This window comes from Pinirhizobacter sp., from assembly GCF_036499745.1.
GTDB lineage: Bacteria > Pseudomonadota > Gammaproteobacteria > Xanthomonadales > Rhodanobacteraceae > Pinirhizobacter.
In genome coordinates this window covers 80,416-105,621 of the sequence record NZ_DASYDG010000003.1, presented here as the reverse complement: position 1 = coordinate 105,621, position 25,206 = coordinate 80,416, and the positions used below count along the sequence as shown (strand labels likewise).

The 25,206-nt window shown below is 65.3% G+C and carries 12 protein-coding genes; all 12 read right to left on the bottom strand.

Going from position 1 to position 25,206, the window contains the following annotated elements; genetic code table 11:
* Positions 1–40 precede the first annotated feature (40 nt).
* The 12 genes from rpsA to VGM61_RS01040 all read right to left on the bottom strand — a co-directional run bounded on the left by rpsA (position 41) and on the right by VGM61_RS01040 (position 25,163).
* On the bottom strand, positions 41–1,714 hold the full coding sequence (rpsA, locus tag VGM61_RS01095) for a 30S ribosomal protein S1 (protein WP_250622778.1): 1,674 nt from the start codon (positions 1,712–1,714) through the stop codon (positions 41–43).
* A 173-nt stretch (positions 1,715–1,887) separates the two neighbouring features.
* Positions 1,888–2,568, bottom strand: coding sequence for a (d)CMP kinase (gene cmk, locus VGM61_RS01090; RefSeq protein WP_331520847.1), 681 nt, complete (start codon positions 2,566–2,568; stop codon positions 1,888–1,890).
* A 51-nt stretch (positions 2,569–2,619) separates the two neighbouring features.
* A complete protein-coding gene (gene treY, locus VGM61_RS01085; RefSeq protein WP_331520845.1) occupies positions 2,620–5,298 on the bottom strand; it encodes a malto-oligosyltrehalose synthase in 2,679 nt (892 codons plus the stop codon).
* Positions 5,295–7,385: a 4-alpha-glucanotransferase gene (gene malQ, locus VGM61_RS01080; protein WP_331520843.1), complete on the bottom strand. Its 2,091-nt coding sequence runs from the start codon at positions 7,383–7,385 to the stop codon at positions 5,295–5,297. The genes treY and malQ overlap by 4 nt, the downstream gene beginning before the upstream one ends.
* Complete coding sequence (gene treZ / locus VGM61_RS01075) at positions 7,382–9,127, bottom strand: malto-oligosyltrehalose trehalohydrolase (RefSeq protein WP_331520842.1); 1,746 nt, start codon at positions 9,125–9,127, stop codon at positions 7,382–7,384. The genes malQ and treZ overlap by 4 nt, the downstream gene beginning before the upstream one ends.
* On the bottom strand, positions 9,127–11,238 hold the full coding sequence (glgX, locus tag VGM61_RS01070; RefSeq protein ID WP_331520841.1) for a glycogen debranching protein GlgX: 2,112 nt from the start codon (positions 11,236–11,238) through the stop codon (positions 9,127–9,129). The genes treZ and glgX overlap by 1 nt, the downstream gene beginning before the upstream one ends.
* Positions 11,239–11,278: 40 nt before the next feature.
* Positions 11,279–13,474: a 1,4-alpha-glucan branching protein GlgB gene (gene glgB / locus VGM61_RS01065; RefSeq protein ID WP_331520840.1), complete on the bottom strand. Its 2,196-nt coding sequence runs from the start codon at positions 13,472–13,474 to the stop codon at positions 11,279–11,281.
* Entirely contained in the window at positions 13,471–16,797 is a 3,327-nt protein-coding gene (gene treS / locus VGM61_RS01060) for a maltose alpha-D-glucosyltransferase (protein WP_331520839.1), read from the bottom strand. The genes glgB and treS overlap by 4 nt, the downstream gene beginning before the upstream one ends.
* Before the next feature lie 3 nt (positions 16,798–16,800).
* Positions 16,801–20,040: a maltotransferase domain-containing protein gene (locus VGM61_RS01055; RefSeq protein WP_331520838.1), complete on the bottom strand. Its 3,240-nt coding sequence runs from the start codon at positions 20,038–20,040 to the stop codon at positions 16,801–16,803.
* A 167-nt stretch (positions 20,041–20,207) separates the two neighbouring features.
* Positions 20,208–21,242 (bottom strand): cell division protein ZipA, encoded by a 1,035-nt coding sequence (gene zipA, locus VGM61_RS01050; RefSeq protein WP_331520837.1) that lies wholly within the window; start codon positions 21,240–21,242, stop codon positions 20,208–20,210.
* Positions 21,243–21,253: 11 nt separating this feature from the next.
* Positions 21,254–24,754, bottom strand: a complete 3,501-nt coding sequence (smc, locus tag VGM61_RS01045; RefSeq protein WP_331520836.1) for a chromosome segregation protein SMC — start codon at positions 24,752–24,754, stop codon at positions 21,254–21,256.
* Between the two features lie 136 nt (positions 24,755–24,890).
* Positions 24,891–25,163 (bottom strand): BolA family protein, encoded by a 273-nt coding sequence (locus VGM61_RS01040; protein WP_331520835.1) that lies wholly within the window; start codon positions 25,161–25,163, stop codon positions 24,891–24,893.
* Between the last annotated feature and the right edge of the window lie 43 nt (positions 25,164–25,206).

Genomic DNA, 25,206 nt, shown 5'->3' with positions numbered 1-25,206 from the left:
GGGGGCCGGCGGTGTGGGCCGCCCCGCTTCCTGATGACGCTTAGTCGGCCTTGTTGAACTGCTCCTTGAGCAGCGCGCCGAGCTTGGTCGTGCCGCCGGCAGCCGAACCGTAATCGGCCATGGCGTCGGCAACGTCTTCCTCGTCCTTGGCGCGGATCGACAGCTGCAGCTGGCGGCCCTTGCGGTCCATGCCGGTGAACTTGGCTTCGACCGCATCGCCCACCTTCAGGTGCTGGGTGGCGTCGTCGATGCGCTCCTTGGCGATGTCGTTGGCGCGGAGGTAACCCTCCACACCCTCGCCCAGGTCGATCACCGCGCCCTTGGCGTCCACTTCCTTCACGGTACCGTTGAGAATGGTGCCGCGCGGGTTGGTGGCCATGAACTGACCGAACGGGTCCTGCTCCATCTGCTTGATGCCGAGCGAGATGCGTTCGCGCTCCGGATCGACCGCAAGCACCACGGCCTCGACTTCGTCGCCCTTCTTGAAGTTGCGGACGAGGTCTTCACCCGATACCTGCCAGGAGATATCCGACAGGTGCACCAGGCCATCGATACCGCCTTCCAGGCCGATGAAGATGCCGAAGTCGGTGATCGACTTGATCTGGCCGGATACCTTGTCGCCCTTCTTGTGCATGGCGGCGAAGGCTTCCCACGGGTTGGAGCGGGTCTGCTTGATGCCGAGCGAAATGCGGCGACGCTCTTCATCGACGTCGAGCACCATCACTTCGGTCTCGTCACCGACCTGCACGACCTTGGCGGGATTGACGTTCTTGTTGGTCCAGTCCATTTCCGAAACGTGCACCAGGCCTTCGACACCCGGCTCGATCTCGACGAAACAGCCGTAATCGGTGACGTTGGAGACCTTGCCGAACAGGCGGCTGCCGACCGGGTAGCGGCGGGCAATGGCGACCCAGGGGTCGTCGCCCAGCTGCTTCAGGCCCAGCGAAACGCGGTTGCGCTCGCGGTCGTACTTGAGTACGCGGACATCGAGCTCGTCGCCGACGTTGACCACTTCGGACGGATGGCGCACGCGCTTCCAGGCCATGTCGGTGATGTGCAGCAGGCCGTCGATACCGCCCAGGTCCACGAACGCGCCGTAGTCGGTGAGGTTCTTGACCACACCCTTGACCACCGCACCCTCGGTGAGGCGCTCAAGCAGCTTCTCGCGCTCTTCGGAGAACTCCGTCTCGACCACGGCGCGACGGCTGACCACCACGTTGTTGCGCTTGCGGTCGAGCTTGATGATCTTGAATTCCAGGTCCTTGCCTTCGAGGTAGACCGGATCGCGCACGGGGCGCACATCGACCAGGGAGCCGGGCAGGAATGCACGGACGTCCTTGATGTCGACGGTGAAACCACCCTTGACCTTGCCGGAGATCTTGCCGGTGATGGTCTCTTCCTTCTCGAAAGCCTGCTCGAGGTCGTCCCACACCATCGAACGCTTGGCCTTCTCACGCGAGAGCTTGGTCTCGCCGAAGCCGTCTTCGAGCGCGTCAAGGGCAACCTTGACCTCATCGCCCACTTCCACTTCCAACACGCCCTGCTCATCGCGGAACTGCTCGATGGGGACGATGCCTTCGCTCTTGAGGCCGGCGTTGATCACGACGACGTCGTTACGGATCTCAACCACGATGCCGGTGACGATGGCACCAGGCTTCAGCTTGGAAATGGCCTGCTGGCTCTGTTCAAACAGTTCGGCGAAACTTTCAGTCATGTGGATTCCAGGGTTGTACGAGGTCGGGCCGGCCACGCGCCGTTTAATGTTGATGCGTGGATGAGGCTTACGACCCACCGGTCATGGGCGGCTGGGAATTTCCATGAAGTCCCCGGCCACCGTTGGCTTAACCCATGCCGCGGCATGGGCGTTGATGCCACCGTTCGTTCCCGTTAGGGACGGACGATGGTGAATACTTTTGCTACGACGGTGTCGATGGACAGGCCAGTGGTGTCGATGGTGATGGCATCATCGGCGGCCCGGAGCGGCGCCACGGCGCGGGAGGCATCGCGCTCGTCGCGCGCCTCGATCTCGCGTAACAGGTTGCCCAGTGTAACGCCCAGTCCCTTATCCTTCAACTGCTTATAGCGTCTTTTCGCCCTTTCGGCCGCAGATGCTGTCAGAAACACCTTAAACGCAGCTTCCGGAAAGATGACGGTGCCCATATCCCGGCCGTCAGCCACCAGGCCCGGAGCCTTGCGGAACCCCAGCTGCAGCTGCACCAGGGCCTGACGGACCGCCGGAATGGCCGCAATCGCCGAGGCGGCGGCGCCAGCCGTTTCGGTGCGTAGTTCGTCCGTGGCGTCGTGGCCGTTCACCATGACCCGGGCCGGGTGGCCCTTGCCGGCCGCGGCGAAACGGATCCGGGTGGTCTCAGCGCAGCGGGCAACGGCCTCGGCGTCGGAAAGGTCTAGCCCCTCGGCCCCGGCGGCGTATCCGACCGCCCGGTAAAGGGCGCCCGAATCGAGCAGGTGCCAGCCCAGCCGCTCAGCGACCAGGGCGCTGATGGTGCCCTTGCCCGAACCTGAGGGACCGTCGATCGTGAGTACGGGGACGGTCTTGGCGTCGGACATGGCAACCTTTCTGGGGATATCAACGCCGCATGATATCGCGTTCGGCTGCTGTCAGGCGCCGCTTCGGGCGACAGACCGGCCGTTGGCAGGCCGAGCCTTCGTGCCCACGCGGGTCCCGCCTTTCGTCCGGCGCTCGAACACGGCCACCACGGCGTCGCCCATGAGGTCGCCCACGGCCTTGGCGCCTTCGCCGTGGGCGAGCCGGCCCGAAAACACTTCCCTCCACTCCCCGGCGGGCCAGGCAAGGCTGGTCCCGGACCAGCAGGCCGGCTCCAACCTGGGGGCGTCCGCTTCGCTGAGCCAATGGGCGACATGGCGGGCTACCAGAACCACCACGGCATGCCGGGCGTCGTACCGCTCAAAGGCCACGACATGCGCAGATCCGGGACCCATAGCCGGCAGGGGCCGGTAGCCGCCGCGGGCGAATAGCCTGGGCAAGCGTGCACGCAAAGCCAGCAGTTCATGCACCAGGAGCTGCTTGATGCGGCCGTCTTGCCACTGCGGCAGGAGGTCGGCGTAACTGCCCTGCCCCAGGCTCGCCCGCCTGGCCGCGTAGTCGACGGGGCGGCGGTTGTCAGGGTCGACCAGGCTGAAGTCCCAGTATTCGGTGCCCTGGTAGATATCGGGAACCCCTGGTGTAGTGAGGTGCAGCACGGCCTGGGCCAACCCGTTCGCAGCGCCGGGCACGGCCGACGAGGCCGCGACCTCGCCCAGCTCGGTGACAAATGCCTCATCGGCCATTACCGCAGCCAGGAAATCCCTGCAGGCCTCTTCGTAGGGTTCGTTCGGATCCGTCCAGCGCGTACGCCGCTTGGCCTCGCGCAGGGCCTTCATCTGCCAGGTCTCGATGCGGTCGGCGAACACGGCCCGATGCCCGGTGCCGGTCCCGGCAAGGGGCCATGCCCCCAACAGCATCTGGTAGAGCATCAGTTCGTCCACCGGAGTCGGCGCCAGCCGGCCGTCGACCGGACGCTTGTACGACACGTGCCGCTCGCGCCAGCCGGTGGCCCGCTCTTGCCACCACGCTGCTCGCTCGGACAGCACGGCAAGGCGCATGCGAAGGTCGGCGCCACGCTTATGATCGTGCGTGGCGGTGGTGATCATGTTGTGCGGGAAGAATTCCGCCCGATGCTGGCAGCGTGCATGGAACGCCGGCGGCTCGATCGCGATGACGTCGGGGTCCGTGCCTACTTCATTGCGCGAAAGCAGGCGGCCATAGCGATAGCCCGCGGTGTCTTCCACCGCCTTGGCGGCCACGGGCGAGGTTACCTGCTGGAACACCGCCATGGCCCGTTCGCGCGCGCGCCGCACGGCGCCGGGGGGGAGCTGTCGCGGCGCCTGTCCACCCAGCCATTGACCGACCTCGACCAGCAAGGCGTGGTCTTCAGGCCGCAGTACGCGCATCGCGCCCTCGATAGCGCGGGCGAACACGGCTTCATCGATAGCATCACGGCCCGCACCGCCGGCATAGGTGCGGTACACCGGAAAATGCACCAGCAGTTCACGCAGTACGCGGCGAATCGCCGCCTCGCTGACATCGCGCGTGGCGATAGCGGCACGCGCGGCGGAAAACAACGCACGCGAAGTCCGCGCCAGCTCCGATTCGAAGCTGTCCACCAGGATCTGCCGGCGCGCCGCATGGGCATACCGGTCGAAGCCTGAGGTGTCACCGCTTGCCGAAGTCCATAGTGCGGTGAGATCGGCGCGACCGGACTCATCGTGCAACAGCGCGGACACCTCATCCATGAATTCATAGCCGGTGGTGCCGTCCACGCGCCAGTCCGTGCGCAGGTCCTCGTCCATGGCCAGTATCTTCTCCACCACCAGATAGGCCGTGCGCGGCGCCCCGGCCGGCCGTTGCCGACGCAAGAGGTCCAGGCGGTTGCGCAACTGGCGGCAGTAGCGGCGCGGGCTGGCCAATCCATCGACGTGGTCGCAGCGCACGCCGTCGATCAGGCCGTCGGCGTAAAGACGGAACACCAGCGCGTGGGTATCTTCGAACACACGCACGCGCTCCTGCCGCAGGCCCGCCAGTTCGTTGATGTCGAAGAAGCGCCGGTAATTCACCAGGTCGCTCGCCAGCTTCCACAATGCCAGGCGATAGTGCTGCCGATCGATCAGCGCATCGAGTGCCCGGCGGCCTTCCTTGGTGCCGTGATGATGGATGGCGAGAACGTCGCCTTCGATGTCCAGCAGGCGCCGCTGGTCGCCCGGCGCGATCGGCAGTTCGACTTCGTACACACGCAGGGCGAAAGTATCGCCGTGCCGCACCAGACCGATGTGGCCGCCGTGCAGCACATCGAAATAAGGCTCGCCAAGTATGGGAAGCAATACGCGGCCACGCACCAGGGGATCGGGCACCGTCCACTCGATGTCGAAGTATCCGGCGTAGAGGCTTTCGCGTCCCTTCGCCAGCACATCCATCCACCAGGCGTTTTCCGGACCCACGCCCATATGGTTGGGCACGATGTCCAGGATCAATCCCATCTCGTGTGCGCGAAGCGCCGTCACCAGCCGGCGCAGCGCCGGTTCGCCGCCGATGTCCGGATTGATCGCGTGGTAATCGATCACGTCATAGCCGTGGGTCGATCCCTTGCGCGCGGCCAGGATCGGGGATGCGTAAAGGTGGCTTATGCCCAGGCGTGCGAAGTAATCCACCTGGGCGGCAGCGTCGTCGAGGGTGAAACCGGCATGCAGTTGCACCCGTGCGGTAGCGCGCGGCGTGGTCATCCACCACGCCTGCTGCGCACAGCGGCAGCGCAGGTTGCCTGTGCGATCGGTTCGGCGAACACCGTGGCGGCATCGCCCGGCAGGCGTCGACGCCAGTTCGGGTGCGTCGCGTCGGTGGGGCCGGGAAGGTTCGGCTGGTCGGGCAAGGCAAGGATGTCTTCAATGGGGAACATCGCCAGGGGCGCCGGTGCCCTGGCAACGTGGGCGACGGCGGCGACGACCACCGGCCAGGTATCTTCCGGCGGCGGTGGCGCCCATTCGTCCTGCGCCGCACCCGAGGCGCACATCGACCGCCACAATGCGCTGCGCTCGCGCGAACGCTGGGCGTGTTCGTCGTTCGCCGGATCGCCGAGCCGCGCCAGCTCGCGCTGGCGGATGTCGTTGCCGCCCCACCAGCCCGACACCGTGGGAACATCGTGGGTGCCGGTGGTCGCCACGGCCGATTCGGACCAGTACGAAGGGGCAATGAAGCCGCCGTCGGCGGCGCGCTCGAACCACAGCACGCGAAGACCCATGACACCGGTGCCGGCGATGCGGCTACGGAAGTCGCTGGGAACGGTACCCAGATCCTCGCCGATCACGATGGCTCGATGCAGGTGCGATTCCAGCGCCACCAGGCGCAACATATCTTCCAGCGGGTAGCGCACATAGGCACCGTCGGTGGGCGCGGCACCGTGCGGAACCATCCACAGGCGGCGCAAGCCAAGGACATGGTCGATGCGCACGCCGCCGGCACTGCGCAGGGCCGCACGCAGCAGGCCGATGAAGCCGGCGAAACCTTCGCCTTGAAGGGCGAGCGGTGAATAGGTGGTCAGGCCCCAGTCCTGGCCCAGGCGATTCAGGGCATCCGGCGGCGCTCCAACAGAGAGCCCGTGGATCATCTCGCGGTGATGGCTCCATGCCTGGCTGCCGCCGCCATCGGTACCTACGGCGAGGTCGGCGATGAGCCCGATCGACATGCCTGCATCGATGGCTGCACGCTGGGCATCGTCCAGGCCGCGTCGCGACAGGAGTTGGCAGAAAGCATGGAAAGCCACTTCGCGTGCATGGTCACGGGCGAAAGCGGTGACGGCGGGCGACGCCGGATCATGGAATTCATTGGGCCAGGCCTGCCAGCCGCCGGGGCGCCCTTCGCGATGGAAGTGCGCCTGCAAGGCTTCAAAACGTGCGTGGCGCTCCAGGGGTTCACCCTCGGCGCTACGGAAGGCCTCCAGCACCTGGCCCATGGCGATATCAGTGGAGGCCCACTCGAACACCGAACGCAACAGCGTATTGCGTACGCGCGCCGCGCGTGGCCAGTCGATCAGGTCTTCCGCTTCCAGCGCCGCCATCTCCGGCGCCAGTTCATGCGATGCGATCAACGAGCGCAATACGTCGGGGCCGCAGGCGGCACCTGGATCCACGTGCAGGGCATTGAGGAACATGCGGCTTGATGGCGCGTAGGGGCTATAGAGCCCTGGCGACGCGGCAAACATCGCATGCACCGGACTGATCGCCATGGCATCGGCGCCCTTCCCCTGCGCCGCCGCCGCCATCTGCGCCAGCGTGGTGAAATCGCCCAGCCCGCCATCGCCTGCGCGCCGCAGCGAACCCATCTGCACACTGATGCCCCAGGGGCGCGGCCGGCCGCGTGTAAGGTTCGCCACGCCAAAGGCACGACGCGGTGCCACCGCCACGGTGACCTCTTCCGCGCCCAATGTGAGGGTGTAGTAGCCAGGCTGCTCGGGCGCGGTAAGGCCCCCCTTCCCCGCGGGAAGTGACCCTTCGGCGTCATGCAGGTTTTCACCGTACCTGGCCTGCAGGCGCCAGGAGCGGTCCATGCGCGCAGAGCGCACGGCAATCCGCCCGCCCACCTCGACGGTAAGCAGCGGTGGGAGCTGATCGCTTTCGCGCGCCTTGCGCAGGCGCTCGCGGCTGTCCCGGATGTCTGCCTGGGTATCGGCCGGTACGCCGAAGGCTGCAAGGACGGTGCGCAAGGTATCCACCTGCACCCGTTGTGGCAGTCCTTCGGCATCCTGCCAGCCAATGACGACATTGGCTTCTTCGGCCAGTGCGGCGAGCTGGGGATCGATGGGGGTGCTACTCATGGATTTTCCAGATAAGCCAGGGTAGTGCGGGCGGCGAGCTGGCCGCGGCTTAGCGATGTGCGGGCCTGCTCGTTGCCCTCGAGCCAGATGGCGTCATTGCCTGCGCGTAGATGGCAGGGAATCAAATCGCCGAGGTTGCATACGATCACCAGGCGGCGCGTGCCCAGTGCCCAGCGTGCCACCAGTGCGCGGTCGCCCAGCGATTGGGCACCGAGCGAGGACGCCGTGGGAAGAGCCGGCACCAGCCATTCGTGGCGCAGCCGAAGAAGCCTTGCGATGCGCCCTTGCACCGCCTGGTCGCCTTCGTCCGGCACGCTGTCGTCGAACGTCCGGCGCTCGTTGGGGTCGGGCACCGGCATATGATCGCCATATTTCTCGAAGCGGGCGAATTCGCGCCGGCGGCCTTCGCGCACCGCCTTGCGCAGTTCTTCGGTCTGGTGGTCGGTGAAGAACAGGAACGGTGCGCGGCTGCCACGCTCCTCGCCCATGAACAGCAGCGGCACGAAAGGCGACAACAGCAGCAACGCGGTGGCCGCGGCCAGTGCCTCGGGATCGGCAAGGCGTGGCAGCCGTTCGCCATGCGCGCGATTGCCCACCTGGTCGTGGTTCTGCAGGAAGTTGACGAAGCGCAGGGGTGAAAGATGCTTGCTCGGTTCACCGCGCGCTTTTCCCTCCATCTCTTCGCCCTGGTAGGCAAAACCCTCGTCCATGCAGCGCACCAGGAATGATATGGGATCGTCGGCGTACGAGGCGTAGTAGCCGTCTGTCTCCCCGGTGAGCAACACGTGAGCGGCGTTGTGAAAATCGTCGTTCCACTGCGCATCGAAAACGCCTTCGGCAAGGAAGCCCACCTGGTTGGCCTCGTTCTCAAGCACCAGGTGCACATGTCGATCCGTCTTTACTCCGGCACGGATGCGCCGAGCCAGTGCACATAACCATGGGTCGTTGTTGATCGAATGCACGGCGTCGAAACGCAGCCCGTCGAAGCGATATTCATTGAGCCAGTACAGCGCGTTGTGCACGAAGTAGTCGCCTACCTCAGGCTTGCCCACATCAATGGCGGCGCCCCAGGGCGTGTGGGCCGACCTATCGAAGAAAGGACTGGCATAGGCATGCAGATACGCTCCGTCCGGACCGAAGTGGTTGTACACCACGTCCAGGAACACCATCAGGCCCAGGCCGTGGGCCTGGTCGATAAGCCGTTTCAATTCGTCGGGCCGGCCATAGGCGGCGGCCGGCGCATACGGCAACACGCCGTCATAACCCCAGTTGCGTTCGCCGGGAAACTCCGCGATGGGCATCAGTTCCACCGCGGTGATACCCATGCGTGCCAGGCGTGGAAGTTCGGCGGCAACCCCGGCAAAGCCCCCCATCACGCCAGCGTGGATCTCGTAGAACACCGTTTCGTGCCACGGCCGCCCATGCCAACCGGAGTGCTGCCAACGGTAGCTTGCCGGGTCCACCACCACGCTCCAGCCATGTACGTCGCCACCGTACTGGGCCCGCGAGGCGGGATCAGGTACGGCAAGGCCATCGGGCAATATGAAGCGATAGCGAGTACCCGCGCCCACCGGTATGGCGCGTTCGTGCCAGCCGCCACCGGTATTGGCCATCGATACGATGCCGCGGCCGTCGATATCAAGTCGTACGCTGGAAGCGTCCGGAGCCCACAGCCGGAAACACGTGGTTTGGGCATCTCCTGCCAGGGCGGCACCGTACGGCATGTGGTGTGCCGACGCCATCAGGTCGGCTCCGGTTTCACCGTTGAGGACAACAGCGCCACGCACTCGCCTTCGATGGTAATCGATGCTTCCGTCACCGCGCGTTCGGGCGCGTCGGGTTCGGCACTCACCAGGCGCAGCCACCACGGCAGGGCCGGCGCGGGCAGGATGAACTCATGCGGCTCGCTGTCACCGTTGATCAGGATCAAGGTGACATCCACGCGCCTGCCGTTGTCGCTCGGCGTGGCGCGGCGCAAGACCAGCAGGCGGGCCACGGCGAATCCCCAGTCGTCCTGGCTAAGTTCCGCGCCACTTTCGTCGTGCCAGGTAACCCCCGGAATACCCGGCAGAAGCGGCTCGTTGCCGCGGCCATAGGACGGTGCGCGAAGGCTCCGGTGGCTGGCTCGAAGCCGCGTCAGCCGGCCGACGTAGGCTGTCATCGCCTTGCCGTGCTCGCCGGCGGCTTCCTTCCAGTCGTACCAGGAGATTTCGTTGTCCTGGCAATAGGCGTTGTTGTTGCCATGCTGGGTGCGGGCGAACTCATCGCCGCCAAGCAACATCGGCGTGCCGTGCGAGAACATCAAGGTGGCCAGCATCGCGCGCATGGTTTTGTCGCGCGCATGGATGATGGCCGGGTCATCCGTGGGGCCCTCGACACCGTGGTTGTTGCTTTCATTATCGTTGCCGCCGTCGCGATTGTCCTCGCCGTTGGCTTCGTTGTGTTTTTCGTTGTAGCTCACCAGGTCGTTGAGGGTGAAGCCATCGTGCGCGGTAATGAAGTTCACCGATGCCCACGGTTTGCGGCCGTGGTGGTCGAAGAGTTCGGACGAACCCTGCAGGCGGCCGGCGAGAGCGCCGCGAAGGCCGATCTCGCCTTTCCAGAACGAACGCACCTCGTCGCGGAATTTGCCGTTCCACTCGCCGAAGCCGGGCGGATGGTTGCCGATCTGGTAGCCGCCCGGGCCAAGATCCCACGGTTCGGAGATCATCTTCACCCGTGCCAGCGCCGGATCCTGCCGCATGGCATCAAAGAGCCCCGCATTGGGATCGAAGCCATGCGCTTCGCGGCCCAGGCTCACGCCCAGGTCAAAGCGGAATCCGTCCACGTGAAAAGTACGCACCCAGTACCTCAGGGAATCCATGACCAGCTGGATCACGCGCGGATGCGCGGTGTTCACCGTATTGCCGGTGCCGGTGTCGTTGATGCAATAGCGTGGGTTATCCGGCAGCAGCCGGTAGTAGCTGGCGTTGTCCAGGCCACGGAAGCTCATGGTGGTACCAAGCTCGCTACCCTCGCAGGTGTGGTTGTACACCACGTCCAGGATCACCTCGATACCCGCCGTGTGCAGCGCCTGGATAGCCGCGCGAATCTCGTTCAGGGTGCCTTCGGACAGGTATTGCGGCTCGGGCGCGAAGAACGCCAGCGTGTTGTAGCCCCAATAGTTGCGCAGCTTCATCTCAGTCAGCCGGCGGTCCTGCACGAAGGCGTGGATGGGAAGCAGCTCCACGGCGGTAATGCCAAGCTTCAGCAGATGGTCGATGAACCACGGGTCGCCAAGCGCCGCGAAGGTGCCGCGTTCGTTGGCGCGCACCCGTCGCAATGAACGCGTGGCGCCGCGTACGTGGGTCTCGTAGATGATGGTGCGGTCCCAGGGAATATGCGGCCGCCGGTCACGGTCGTTGTGCATGGCTTCGTCCACCACCACCGCCTTGGGCATGGCAGCCGCACTGTCGCGCCGGTCGAAGGACAGGTCGGCACGCGGCGAGGCCACACGATAACCGTGCAAGGCGTCTGTCCATCGCACCTGGCCGTGCAGCAGGCGCGCATAGGGATCGAGAAGAAGCTTGTTCGGGTTGAAGCGATGGCCCTGCTCAGGTTCATAAGGACCATGCGCACGGTAGCCATACAGCTGTCCGCCACGCACGCGCGGCATGTAGCCGTGGAACACCTCGTCGGTGCATTCGGGCAGGTCGTAACGCGCGATCTCGCGCCGGCCAGTGGGATCGAACAGGCACAATTCGATCCGCGTCGCATGGGCCGAGAAAACAGCGAAGTTCGTACCGATGCCATCGCAGGTGGCACCCAGGGGATAGGCGGCGCCTGGCTGCATGCGTTCGGGGAGTGCGGGCATGGAAGGCCTTTTTACTAAGGGAATCAGGTTGGCATCCTGGCTAGGCGTCCAGGACGAAGATCACCGCTGATAGCGGGGGAATGGTGATGGCCACCGAATCGGGATAACCATGGGCCGGCTGCGGCGATGTGTCCACGCCGCCGCCGTTGCCGGCGTCGGACCCGCCGTACTGCGCCCAGTCACTGTTGATCGCCTCGCGCCATCGCCCGTGATGCGGTACGCCGATGCGGTAATCGTGGATCAGCGCCGGCGTGAAATTGCATACCACCAGCACCGGCGGAGCATTGTCAGCCATGCGCAGCCATGCGAATACACTGTTGGCGACATCATCGCCCACCACCCAACGGAATCCCGATGGCTCGGTGTCTTTGGCGTGCAATGCCGGCAAGCCTGAGTACGTACGGTTCAAATCACGCACCAGCTTCTGTACGCCAAGATGCAGAGGGTTGTCCAACAGATGCCAGGCAATCTGGTCGTCGTGGTTCCACTCGTGCGGCTGGCCTAGCTCGCCGCCATTGAACAGCAGCTTCTTCCCCGGGTGAGCCCACATGAAACCAAAGTAGGCGCGCAAGTTCGCAAACCTCTGCCATTCATCACCAGGCATGCGTCCGAGCAGCGAACGTTTGCCATGCACGACTTCATCGTGCGACAGGGGCAGGATGAACTTCTCCGAATAGGCATAGACCATGCCGAAGCTCATGTCGTTGTGGTGCCAACGGCGGTGGATCGAATCGCGCGACATATATTGCAGCGTGTCGTGCATCCAGCCCATGTTCCATTTGAACGAGAAACCCAGGCCGCCCTGGTCCAGCGGCGCGGTTACGCCGGGCCAGGCGGTGGATTCCTCGGCGATAGTCAATACATCGGGGTGCTTCTCGACCACCACCTGGTTGAACCGGCGCAGGAAGGCGATCGCTTCGAGGTTTTCCCGGCCGCCGTAGATATTGGGCACCCACTCGCCCGCGTTGCGGCTGTAATCGCGGTAAAGCATCGATGCCACCGCGTCCACGCGAAGGCCATCGATGTGGAAGCGCTCCAGCCACGCCAATGCGCTGGCAATCAGGAATCCCGACACCTCGTGGCGACCCAGGTTATAGATCAACGTATTCCAGTCCTGGTGGAAGCCCTCGAGCGGGTCGCCATGTTCGTAAAGGGCGGTGCCGTCGAACTGCACCAGGCCATGGGCGTCGGTCGGGAAGTGCGCCGGGACCCAATCGATCACCACGCCCACGCCGGCCTCGTGGCAGCGGTCGACGAAGCGCGCAAAAGCTTCCGGTGGGCCGAAGCGCGAGGTCGGGGCGAACTGCCCCAACGGCTGGTAGCCCCATGAACCCCCGAAAGGATGCTCCGAGATCGGCAGCAACTCGATGTGGGTAAAGCCCATGCCCGCGACATAGGGAATCAGTCGCTCGCCCAGGCGGTCCCAGTCCGGCACGTCGTTGGCGTGCTCACGCCACCAGGAACCGGCATGCAGTTCGTAGATCGACAGTGGTGCGTTGGCGGCCTGCCGTGCGGCGCGGCCACGCATCCATGTGTCGTCGGTCCACTGGAACATCAGCGGATCGGCCACCACCGAGGCGGTGGCCGGCGGCTGTTCGGCCGAGAGCGCCACCGGATCGGCCTTCTCGCGCACCACGCCATCGACGCCGCGCACCTGGAACTTGTATCGCGCGCCGGGCATCAGACCGGGAACGAACAGCTCCCACACACCCGCCTCGCGACGCAACCGCATGGGATTGCGCCGGCCGTCCCAGCCGTTGAAGTCGCCGATCACGCTTACACTCTGCGCATTGGGCGCCCATACCGCGAAGCGAACGCCATCCACGCCGTCGATGGTCTTGGGCAAGGCGCCGAGCACGTCGTACAGGCCAAGATGCTTGCCTTCGGCAAGAAGATACAGGTCGAAATCGGAGATCAGCAGGCCGAAGGCATAGGCGTCGGCAATGTCCTGGGTGCCGCCAGGCCAGCGGACGCGTAGCCGATAGGGGCCGTCCTGGCCGAGCGTGCCGCTGAACAAGCCGCCCTCGCCTTCCCGATTGAGCTCGACGATCGCGTTGCCACGTGCGTCGATCGCCTGCACGCTTTCGGCGCCGGGCTGCAATGTACGCAACACGCGGGTCTCACCACTGCCATGGGCGCCGAGCACGGCGAAGGGATCGCCATGCGTGGCGTTGAGCAGGCTGGCGCGCTCGGCTTCGTCGATCGGCGGGGCGTGCGGTCGGAAGGGAGCGGTCATGCATCAAGCTCCCGTGCCAGGTCTGCTGCTTCCAGCCGCTCCACGATGCTATGCAGTCCCGTCAAGGGCACCGCCAGCCAGTGCGGACGGTTCGCCGCCTCATAGGCCACTTCGTACGCAGCTTTTTCTATCAGGAACAGATCAAGCAACGGCTCTATCGCCTGGTCGTCGATCCATGGGACGGGCGCTGACGCCAGTTCCTCACGGTAGGCTGCCAGGAAGTTCGCCGATGCGCGGTCGCGGAAAGCAGTGAGATACGCTTCAAGGCGCTCGTCAACCACCGGCGCTGCGCCATCCTCGCCGCGCGCGGCCACGGCGGCGGCGTAGTCGAGCGAGCGCAAGAGGCCCGCTACGTCACGCAGCGGCGAGGATTTCAGGCGGCGTTCGGCAACACTGCGCGCCGGCTCTCCCTCGAAATCGATGATGTAGGCATCGTCCTGCACCACGAGGATCTGGCCCAGGTGGAAGTCACCATGGTGGCGGATAAGCAGGCCCGTGGCGGCCAGTGGCGCGATCTGGTCGACGCGCGATTTCAGTTCCTCGCGCTCGTTGCGTACGCGCGCGACACGCCTTGCAAGTTTGTCGTCTTCGCCCGCATCGAAGCCTTCGATGGCGGCGAACGCACGGTCGATTTGCACGTGGGCGGACTCCGCCCAGCGCCGGGTATCGGCGTCGGTCACAGGCTGCGAGGCAAACGCCATGTCATCGGTGGGACGCGCAAGCACCGCGTGCAGCTGGCCCAGGCGCGTACCCATCACCGCGGCAAAGGCGTCATAGCCGGCCAGCAATTCGGTCTGCCGATCGGCCTCACTGGCATGGGCGAATTCGTCGAAGCTTCGATGCAGGTAATCAAGTGTCCAGCGCCAGGCGTCGCCCTGGTTGCGCAGGAAACCCTGCAGCACGGCAAGCGTGGCTTCTTCGACGCCATCGCCGGCCATCCTGCGCACCTCACCCAGGAGTGGCGCGGTGTTGGCGAAACCCGCGTGGGTAAGGTACCGGCTCACTTCCACTTCGGGATTGATCCCCGGGGTAATCCGCCGCACCACCTTCAGCACGCCCCTGTCAGCGATGATCATCGAGCTGTTGGATTGCTCGGCCGTCAGCCACCGGTTCTCGACATCCGTGGGGAAGTCGATCGCGGCCAGTCCCGCCTCGGGGATGAAACGCAGTTGCGCCTTGGCCGCCTGCACGGTTTTCGCCGCGCGCAGGCCGCGGATCATGCCCGAGGCGAAAGCATCCAGGGTGAAGCCGTCAGTGAGGTAACCGACGCGGCGCCCGCGGCGTACGCGCGCCAGGGCCAGTTGCGTGGAGCGTACGGGCGTGGGTTCGTCCTCCCAGACGATGCCCAGCGGCAGTACGTAGCTTTCGTGCTCGCCGTTTTTCAGTTCCACATCGAGCTCGGCAAGCACGAGGTCTTCTCCGCGGTCGGGCCACTCGGCGGCGTACTTCACGTGCACCGAGGCAATGCCCTTGTCCTTGGCGGCGAACCAGCGACGCATGGCCAGGTACGTGGGCAGGATGTCGCGCTCGAGCACGCCACGGTGATGGGCCATCACCGGCCCCTCCGCGATCGGGCCGCGCAATACCAGGGTCTCGAAATCGGGCATGGTTTCAGGCGTGGGCTCGTGCCACTCGGGAAGCGCGGCATTGGCGCACAGCTGGAAGGAATAGAAACCATACGGCGGTATGGTCAGCAGGTATGGCAGCGTGCCGATCGGTGGGAACGACGAACCACCCATGATCTCCACCGGCACGTGGCCGTCGAAGGCGGCAAGGTCAAGCTCCACCGCCTGCAGCGAACGTGACAGGTTGGCCACGCACAATACCTGCTCGTCGCCAAAGGTACGCAGGTAGGCCAGCACCTTGCGGTTACCCGGATAGAGGAATTTCAGCTCGCCGCGGCCGAACGCCTTGTAGCGCGAACGGACGGCCAGCATCCGGCGGGTCCAGTTCAGCAGCGAATGCGGATCGCGCGACTGGGCTTCGACGTTGACTGCCTGGAAGCCGTAAAGCGGATCCATGATCGGCGGCAACACCAGGCTGGCAGGGTCCGCGCGGGAGAACCCGCCGTTGCGATCCACCGACCACTGCATGGGTGTACGAACGCCGTCACGATCGCCCAGGTGGATGTTGTCGCCCATGCCGATCTCATCGCCGTAGTACAGCACGGGAGTGCCGGGCATGGACAACAGCAGCGCGTTCATCAGTTCGATGCGGCGGCGGTCGCGTTCGAGCAGCGGCGACAGGCGCCGGCGAATGCCTAAGTTGATACGCGCGCGGCGGTCGGCGGCGTAGGTCTGCCACAGGTAATCGCGCTCGGAATCGGTCACCATCTCCAGCGTGAGTTCATCGTGGTTGCGCAGGAAAATCGCCCACTGGCAGTTCTCGGGGATCGCCGGTGTCTGCCGCATGATGTCGGTGATCGGGAAGCGGTCTTCGCGGGCGATGGCCATGTACATGCGCGGCATCAGCGGAAAGTGGAACGCCATGTGGCATTCGTCGCCGTTGCCGAAATAATCCTGGGTGTCTTCGGGCCATTGGTTGGCCTCGGCCAGCAGCATGCGGTCGGGATAGTTGTCGTCGATCTCCTTGCGGATGACCTTCAGTATCCCGTGCGTCTCGGGCAGGTTCTCGTTGTTGGTGCCCTCGCGCTCGATCAGGTAGGGCACCGCGTCAAGGCGCAGGCCGTCCACGCCAAGGTCCAGCCAGAAGCGCATCACGTCGAGCACCGCCTTGATCACCGCGGGGTTGTCGAAGTTGAGATCGGGCTGGTGCGAGAAAAACCGGTGCCAGAAATACTGGCCGGCAACCGCATCCCATGTCCAGTTCGATTTCTCGGTATCGAGGAAAATGATGCGGGTACCTTCGTAGGCCTGGTCGGTGTCCGACCATACGTAGAAGTTGCGCGCCGCTGAGCCCTTCTTCGCCGCCCTCGCCCGCTGGAACCACGGATGCTGGTCGGAGGTGTGGTTGATGACAAGCTCGGTGATCACGCGGATGCCGCGCTCATGCGCTTCGGCGATGAAGCGCTTCGCGTCGGAAAGCTTGCCGTAATCTTCGTGCACCGCCTTGTATTCGGCGATGTCATAGCCGTCGTCGCGCCTGGGGCTGGGGTAGAACGGCAGCAGCCAGAGGGTATTGACGCCCAGCTCGGCAATGTAGTCGAGCTTGTCGATCAAACCCTGGAAGTCGCCCACGCCGTCGTCGTTGGCATCGAAGAACGACTTCAGGTGCACCTGGTAGATCACCGCGTCCTTGTACCAGAGCGGATCGTCGGAGAACGCAACCTTCGATGCCCCGTTGTTTTTCGGCCGTCGTGCCATCGCTCAAGCTCCCTGGAAAGTGATGTGCCAGATCGCATACGGCATGCCCTGGCCGAGCCAGACATCCTGTCGGGCGCCGGACCAGGTGCTGCTGGCATCGTGGATGAGGTCGTTCGCCTGCACCGCGGCGCCATCGGGCAAGCCCCAGTCGGCCAGCGGCAGGGTGAAGTCGGTCGATTGCGCGGCGAGCGGATCCAGGTTGATCGCCACCAGAACGATGTCATCGCGATCGGCCGTTGTCTTCTCGAACACCAGTACCTGGCCGTTGCCCGATGGCAGGAAACGCACGTGGCGGTGGCTTTGCAGGGCCGGGTGTTCGCGACGGATCCGGTTCAGCTGGGTGATCTCCGCCACGATATTGCCCGGCATGGCGTAGTCGCGCGGGCGGATCTCGTACTTCTCCGAATCGAGGTATTCCTCCCGGCCGGGAATCGGCGTGCCCTCGCACAACTCGAAGCCCGAGTACACGCCCCACAGCCCAGACAGGGTCGACGCCAGCGCCGCGCGTATCAGGAAACCAGGCCGCCCGGAACGCTGCAGGAAGTAAGGATTGATATCCGGCGTGTTGACGAAGAAATTCGGCCGGAAGAATTCTTTCGGCGCGGTGGTGGTGAGCTCGGTCAGGTACTGGATGAACTCATCTTTCGAATGGCGCCAGGTGAAGTAGGTGTACGACTGGCTGAAGCCGGCCTTGGCCAGGCGGTACATCGGCTTGGGCCGCGTGAAGGCCTCGGACAGGAACAAGGTATCGGGGTACTGCGTGCGCACATGGCCGATCATCCACTCCCAGAAGGGAAAGGGCTTGGTGTGCGGGTTATCCACGCGGAACGTGCGCACGCCCTCGCCTGCCCAGTACAGCACCACGTCGCACAGCGCCTGCCATAGCGATGGGATGGCGCCCTCGGTATAGAAGTCGACGTTGACGATGTCCTGGTACTTCTTCGGGGGGTTCTCCGCGTACTTGATGCTTCCGTCGGGTCGGTAATCGAACCAGTCAGGGTGTTCGGTCAGCCATGGGTGGTCCTGCGAACACTGGATGGCAAAATCAAGCGCCAGCTCCAGCCCGTGGGCCTGGGCGGCATCGCGCAGCGCGCGGAAGTCTTCGATCGTGCCAAGCTGCGGGTGGATGTCGGTATGGCCACCCTCCTTCGAACCGATGGCATAGGGGCTGCCGACATCGGTGTCGCTAGGGGTAAGGGTGTTGTTCCTGCCCTTGCGGAAGGCCTTGCCGATCGGATGGATCGGCGGGAAATACAGCACGTCGAAACCCATCGCCTGGATGTCCGGCAAACGCTCGATCACGTCGCGGAAGCTGCCATGACGGTTCGCGTCGTCGGTGGCCGAGCGCGGGAAAAGTTCATACCAGCTGGCGAATTCGGCCGCGCGACGGTCCACTTCGAGCCTGAGCACCGGCGATTCCAGCGCAAAGGGACGCGGATCGGCTGCGTGCATGGCCTCTTCGGTGCCGTGATCGAGCAGGCGCTCGGTCCGCTCCGGATCCGGCGCCTTGTCCAGGGCCGCCAGCAGCGTCTTGAGCGGTTTGGCTTTCGAACCGGTGGCAGACTTGAGGGTCTTTTCAACCAGGCGCCTGCCCTCCTCAAGCTCCAGGGGCACGGCGATGCCGGCGTCAACTTTCGCCTTGAGTTCATGATGGTAAGAGCCGAAGGCATCGCGCCATGCCACCACGCCATATTCGTAACGGCCCACCCGATGAGGAATGAAACTGGCGATGTAGCGGTCGTTGTTCACCAGCTGCATCGGCACTTCGCGCCACTGTCGTTCGTCGAGCGCGCGCCAGCGAACCACGGCGGCCAGCACGTCATGGCCATCCATGAAGATGTCGGCCTCGACGGTGACTGATTCGCCCACCACGCGCTTGGCCGGGAACCGCCCGTTGTCCACCTGCGGCGTCATCGCCTCGATGGCGATGCGCGGCATCGCGGTGGCTTCAACGAGCTCGCGCCGGGCGGTGGTGGCGGCGATCTTGCCCTTGATCGGCAGGGTCGGTTCGAGCGTGAACTCGCGCACCTCCCCAGGCCCCAGCGCGATCACGTCGCCGCGGTCACCCGCGGGCATGCCAAAGCCCGATGCCGGGCCGCGCAACAGTTGCGCCACGGGCAGGCAATGCTCGTTGACCAGGTCGGCATTGGCCAGCACCACGCGCGCCTGGCGCGCCACGCCGACCGGCAGGCGATCGACGAACACCCACGCCGATACGTTATTGGTGGTGCGCGACTGCACCCGCTCGTCGCAACGGTGGTTCGCCATCCGCCGGTTGGCTGCCCGGATGGCATCGTCGATGGCAAGGGTGCTCCCGGCGCGCATGAGCGCGGGCGTGACAGCTTCACCACGGCGTGGATCCAGAACATCGTGTGCGCCCATCTCGAAGCCCATCGGCATCAGCCAGCCGGCGGCATGCGTGGCGGCGAAGTCGATGGCGCGCCGGTGGACACGTTCGAACGGCCCGAACTCGCCGCGGTCGTCGGCAAGACGATGGCCGAACGGCGCTTCCACCGATGCAATGGGCGAGGCGATGCGCTCCAGCCGGGCGTTCTCTGCCAGGTACCAGCCATCGCGGTAGTTCCACCACGGCGTTGAGGCGAACGTAGCGTCGAACGGCGCGCCAACGAGACGCTCAAGCTCAGCAGGCGACAGGCCGGGAGTCCAGGCCAGGAACAGGGGCTTCCCCGAGCCTCTCACGTGCTCGATCAAGCCGGTCCACTGCGCCGCATCGAACACCGCCGGCGCCAGTATGCGAAATCCATCCACGCCATCGGCCACGTGAGCAGCGAGGCGTTCGGCCCACCATGAAAGCGCCGGCACAAGTACCGCCGGGTCGTTGTAGCGCCACAGCACCGCGTCACCTTCGCTCGGCGTCCAGCGTGGATCGGGTGTCCCATGTTCGGTGAACACCGGCCGAAACCAGTCGACGTGTTCACGATGCACCGGCGCATCGGCGGACAGGCGGTCCATTACCACGTCGAGGATCAGCTTGAGCCCGTGCCGGTGTGCAGCGCTGGCCAGCTCCGATACCGGGGGGCTACCGTCGCGCGCAACCCGGTGGTCGGCTGTCAGGAAAATGTCATCGCTGTTGCCCGAGTCGAACGGCGGCGCCATGACTACATGCGTAAAGCCAAGACCGCTGGCATGCGCCAGCCATGCGTCGCAGCCCGCGGCATCGCCGGTCAGGCGCGGATGAAGGTAATAAAGGGCGAGCGCGAGGTTGGAAGGGGGTGCCGACATCTACCGCGATCTCCGTGCAAGGGGACGATCGCGGCCGAGACGCGGGCACGCACGCCAGTGCGCCTTGCGCACCGTTCACCGACAATCGTGACCTCTACGATGCCCGATAGGTCCGTTTGCACAGTGTGAAACGCACGGGAAAACGCTTGTTTACAGGCGGCGGCGCATCAGGCGCCGAACTTGATCTCGACGCCTTCGTGGCCGCGGTCCCATCCGCGCAGCTCATCGCGAATGTGCGCGATACGCTGGCGGCCGAGCGCATTACGCTCCTCATCGAGCACCAGGCCATCGAGCAGTTCCGCCAGGCGCTGCGCCGCGGGCAACATGGTGTCCCACGCGTCGAGCGCGGGCACGGGACCTGGCAGGGTCATGAAGAACGACAGGCCCGGGGTCTGCATGGCATCGACGCGCTTCAAGTCGAAGTTGCCGGGCTTGACCAGGTTCGCCACGCTGAAAATCGGGCCCAGCTCGCGACGGCCATCGACCATGCGATGGAAGATGCCCATGTCGCCGAATTCCAGGCCAGCTTTTTCGGCCGCCACGATGAGATCGGCGCCGTTGAAGACCTGGTCGTCACGCGATACCACGTACAGGCTGACGATGCGCTCGACGGGCCGCTCGGTAGGCCGGCGGCCCACGTCCGAACGCGGCGGCTCCGGTGGCGTGGCCGGCGTGGCACGGGGCGACGCCCGGTCCGATGAGGCCAGGTCGAACGGCGGCGATGGTTCGGATCCTGACGCAGGCGATGGTTCGGCCCCGCGTGCGGACATTTGTGCCGGGGGCGCCGGAGACCGCGCGCTCATGGTCGGTGCGGCGGGCTCCGTCGGAAGTGGCGAGCGCAGGATGTCCTCGATCGAAGCGGAGGACACCACCGGCGCGCTGCGTTCACCGGCAAGCGTGGCGCCGAGCCGCTCCAGTTCGTCCTGCATGTCCACGTCCAGAGTGCCCTGGCGCGGCGCACGCGAACTGGGCGGAGGGAAATCGAAGCGGTCGTCCCCGGCCACTGCCGGTTCATCGCCGAAGGTCGGTTCCCGACGCTCAGGCGCACGCTGCGGTGTCGGCGGCTGGGGCTTGCGGCGGCCCTGTTCTTTCTTCGGCTGGCCGAACAACCAGATCAGGCCCAGCACGATCACGGCCACGATCAACAGGGGCACGCCGACGGCGGGGTTCCAGGCCAGGGCTACGATGGGTTCGTGGGTCATTACCGGTTCCTTCAAGCGGCGCCAGCGAGCTTGGCGGCCTCGGCGAGGTCCACCTGGACCAGGCGGGACACGCCCGGCTCACGCATGGTAACGCCACAGAGCTGGTGCGCGGCTTCCATCGTGGCCTTGTTGTGGCTGACAAAGATGAACTGCACCTTCTCGCTCATCTCGCGCACCATCGCCGAGAATCGGCCAACGTTGGCCTCGTCCAGCGGCGCGTCCACCTCGTCGAGCAGGCAGAACGGTGCCGGGTTCAGGCCGAAAATGGCAAATACCAGCGATACGGCGGTAAGCGCCTTCTCACCGCCCGAGAGCAGCGTGATATTGCTCACGCGCTTGCCCGGTGGCCGGGCCATGATCGCAACGCCGGTGTCCAGGAGATCTTCGCCGGTGAGCTCCAGGTAGGCATGGCCGCCGCCGAACAGGCGGGGGAAGAGTTCCTGCACGCCGGCATTGACGCGGTCGAAGGTTTCCTTGAAGCGCTGGCGCGTTTCCTTGTCGATTTTCTTGATGGCGTTTTCCAGCGTTTCCAGGGCGTTGATGAGATCGGTTAGTTGCGCGTCGAGGTAATCCTTGCGCTGGGATTGCTCGGCGTGCTCCTGGATCGCGGCAAGGTTTACCGGTTCGAGCCGGATGATTTTCTGCGAAAGCTCGGCCAGCTGGGCCTGCCACCGCGAGGGTTCGGCATCTTCGGCAAGCTCGGCCAGCAAAGGCTCCAGTTCCAGTCCTGACGATGCGATGGCCTCGGCGAGCGTGGCCGCCCGCATATGGATCGACTGCGCCGCCAGGCGCTTTTCGGTCACGCCTTCGCGTACCTGGGTGAGCAGGTGCTCGATACGCTGGCGTTCGTGCTCGAGCTTGCGGAACTCGGTATCGAGGTCTTCCAGTGCACGGCGGGCATCGACCAGCTGGCGGTCCACCAGCAGGCGCTGGTCGAGGTAGGTCTGGCGCTCGGCCTCGAGCTCGGCGATCGGGTCGCTGCCCGCGGCCAGTTGCTCGGTGATCTCGGTGCGACGCGACTGGATCTGCTTCAGCTGGGCGTCCATGCGGCCCAGTGCCTGTTCAAGGCCCGTGAGCGCTGCACGTTTGGATTCCATGCCCAGCGCCAGTTGATGCGACTGCTCGGCGGCCTCGCGGGCGTTGATACGCGCTTCCTCGCGCGCTTCGAGCAGTTCGCGGCGTTCGTTCTCCAGGGCGCGGCGCTCATCCTCCATGTCGCCCATGTCGCCGACCGATTCATCCAGGCGCGCACGCGCCTGGCGTGCCTGCCCTTCCATTTCGTCCAGCTGCTCAAGCACCGTGGAAAGCTCCACGCCGACCTTCTCGCTACGGGCACGGGCCGTTTCCATCTTGCCGCGATGGCTCTGCAACTGGCCGGCCAGCTCCGACAATCGGCGGTGTGCGGCGTAGAGGTCGCGCTGGGCGTCGTCGCGCGCACGCTCGGTCTCGAACTTGGACGTACGAAGCGCTTCCAGCCGCTCAGTGCCTTCCTCACCCTGCGCTTCCAGTGTCTCGAGCTGGGCGGCGAGTTGGCGCATGTCGCGCTCGCGCGCGAGCACACCCACCTGATTGCCCTGGGCGCGGCGAACGCGGGCGAACCCCGGACCCATCCATGCGCCGTCGCGGGTGATCACCGATTCGCCGGCAGCGAGCGATGCGGCGATGCGGCGGGCCTCTTCAAGGGAATCGGCCACCCGGATGCGGGCCAGCACATGCGTGATGGAAGCTGGACCGCGGACATGGGCGGCGAGGCTGCCGGCGGGGGCGTCACCACCGGTGGCCGACGCGAACAGCGCAACGTCAGCGTCGGTGAGATCACCCAGTTCCGCGGCAAGCGCCAGCGGATCGTCCACCAGCACGCCGTCGAGCAGGCCCGCCAGGACGGTTTCCGCCGCCGCTTCGAAGCCGGTATCGACGTTGAGCGACTCGCCCAGGCGACGCGCACTGGCCAACCCTAAGCGATCAAGCCAGCCGCTGGCGGCGCTTTCTTCCTGGCCCAGGGCCGCGTGCTGCAGCGCTTCGAGCGAGGCGTGTCGGCCACGCGCGGTTTGCAGCTGCTGGCGCGCCTCATTCAACTGCGCCTGCACCTGGCGTTCTTCGTCCAGTACACGCTCGTGCGCGACCTTGTGCTGGTCCAGCATGCCGCCCAGGGTTTCCACGCGCTCGCGCTGGGTATCGTGCTCGGTGTCCAGGGCTTCGGCGGCGGCGTCGAGCGCGGCCACGTCGAAGGCTTGCCGTTCGCCCTCCAGTGCCTCGCGGCGACGGGAGAGGTCGATGGCCTGGCGATCAAGGTAGTTCAGGCGTGTGCGTTCGACTTCCGCCGCACGGGAGGCTTCCGAGGCACCGCGGGTGTGCGTGTCCCAGCGCGACTGCCAGTCGGCCAGCTTCGTTTCGGTGCTGCGTTGCTGCTCGGCGGTGTCGTCCTGCATCTGCTGGAGCGATTCCAGCCGCGGCTCACCCTCGGCCAGCGCGGTGCGCAGCGCCTCGATCTGTTCGTGGTCGGCGTTGATGTGGCCCTGCAGCTCTTCGAACTCGCGCTCGGTCTCGCCCTGGGCGCGGGTCAGCCGCTCGGACAGTTCCCGGTTGTGACGCACCTGCTGCTCGACGCGGGCGATCTCGGCGCCCACCTTGTAGACATCGGCCTGCACCGTGTTCAGGTGTTCGCTGGCGGAGTGATGCGTGTCGCGGATACCCTCCAGTTGGGCTTCCACCTGGCGCTGCTGGGCCAGGTGGCGCTCGATCTCCAGTTCCGCCTGGCGCAGCGAATCGCCCTCACCTTCGCCCTGCCTCTGCAGCGCACGGTATTCGAGCGCACGCATTTCGGCCTCGCGGCGGTTCTGTTCTTCCTTCAAGGCCTTCCAGCGCTCGGCGGCGCGGGCCTGGCGGTTGAGATGGTCCAGCTGTTTGTCGACCTCGTCGCGCACGTCCTTGACGCGGTCCAGGTTCTCGCGGGTCGACTTGATCCGGCTCTCGGTTTCCTTGCGGCGTTCCTTGTACTTGGAGATGCCGGCGGCTTCCTCCAGGTGGGTGCGTAGTTCGTCCGGGTGGGCTTCGATGATCTGGCTGATCATGCCCTGCTCGATGATCGAGTAGCTGCGCGGACCTAAGCCTGTGCCCAGGAAGAGGTCGGTGATGTCGCGCCGGCGGCAGCGTCCGCCGTTGAGGAAATACGACGATTGCCCGTCGCGGCTGACCAGGCGTTTGACGGATATCTCCGCGTATTGCGCCAGCTCGCCCTGGATGGTGCCGTCGGCATTGTCGAAGATCAGCTCCACCATGGCCTGGCCGACCGGCTTTCGCGACGTGGAGCCTGAGAAGATCACGTCGGTGAGCGAATCGCCGCGCAACCGACTGGCCGCGCTTTCACCCATCACCCAGCGGATGGCATCGATGATGTTTGACTTGCCGCAGCCATTGGGGCCAACGACACCCGTCATGTTGGTGGGCAGGTGCAGCGTGGTCGGGTCGACGAACGACTTGAAACCGGCCAGCTTGATGGTGGTCAGGCGCATTGATTCTTGTATCCAAGGAAAACGGCTAGGTCAGGCGGCGCCCCCGCGCCGCCTGACGGACCACTGTGCCAAACGCCTCCCCTCGACGCAACGCGCCGTGATGGAAGACTCCAGGTGAGGAATATTCGGCAAGCGCTTATTTCTTCGACTCTTCAGGTGTCCGGGCATCGATCGCCAACGCGTGGATGCCATCGGGCAGCATGCTGTCCAGGGCGGCGTAGACCAGGCGGTGGCGCTTGATGGGCGACTGGCCGGCGAAGGCGCTGGCGGTGATGGCCACGTGGAAATGGCCCTTTCCCTCGCCCGTATGGCCGGCGTGCTTGTGCCCTTCGTCGGTGACCACCAGCGCTTCGGGCGCCAGGGCGGCCGTCAGGAGCGCATGGATCCGGGCGACTTTCGCTTCCGTCACGGTCGTTTCTATCCCAAGGGAAAGTCGACCATATTAACCGACC

Coding starts and splice junctions, on each gene's coding strand:
- rpsA (WP_250622778.1), bottom strand. CDS start 1,714: ATGACTGAAAGTTTCGCCGAACTGTTTGAACAGAGCCAGCAGGCCATT.
- cmk (WP_331520847.1), bottom strand. CDS start 2,568: ATGTCCGACGCCAAGACCGTCCCCGTACTCACGATCGACGGTCCCTCA.
- treY (WP_331520845.1), bottom strand. CDS start 5,298: ATGACCACGCCGCGCGCTACCGCACGGGTGCAACTGCATGCCGGTTTC.
- malQ (WP_331520843.1), bottom strand. CDS start 7,385: ATGAGTAGCACCCCCATCGATCCCCAGCTCGCCGCACTGGCCGAAGAA.
- treZ (WP_331520842.1), bottom strand. CDS start 9,127: ATGGCGTCGGCACACCACATGCCGTACGGTGCCGCCCTGGCAGGAGAT.
- glgX (WP_331520841.1), bottom strand. CDS start 11,238: ATGCCCGCACTCCCCGAACGCATGCAGCCAGGCGCCGCCTATCCCCTG.
- glgB (WP_331520840.1), bottom strand. CDS start 13,474: ATGACCGCTCCCTTCCGACCGCACGCCCCGCCGATCGACGAAGCCGAG.
- treS (WP_331520839.1), bottom strand. CDS start 16,797: ATGGCACGACGGCCGAAAAACAACGGGGCATCGAAGGTTGCGTTCTCC.
- VGM61_RS01055 (WP_331520838.1), bottom strand. CDS start 20,040: ATGTCGGCACCCCCTTCCAACCTCGCGCTCGCCCTTTATTACCTTCAT.
- zipA (WP_331520837.1), bottom strand. CDS start 21,242: ATGACCCACGAACCCATCGTAGCCCTGGCCTGGAACCCCGCCGTCGGC.
- smc (WP_331520836.1), bottom strand. CDS start 24,754: ATGCGCCTGACCACCATCAAGCTGGCCGGTTTCAAGTCGTTCGTCGAC.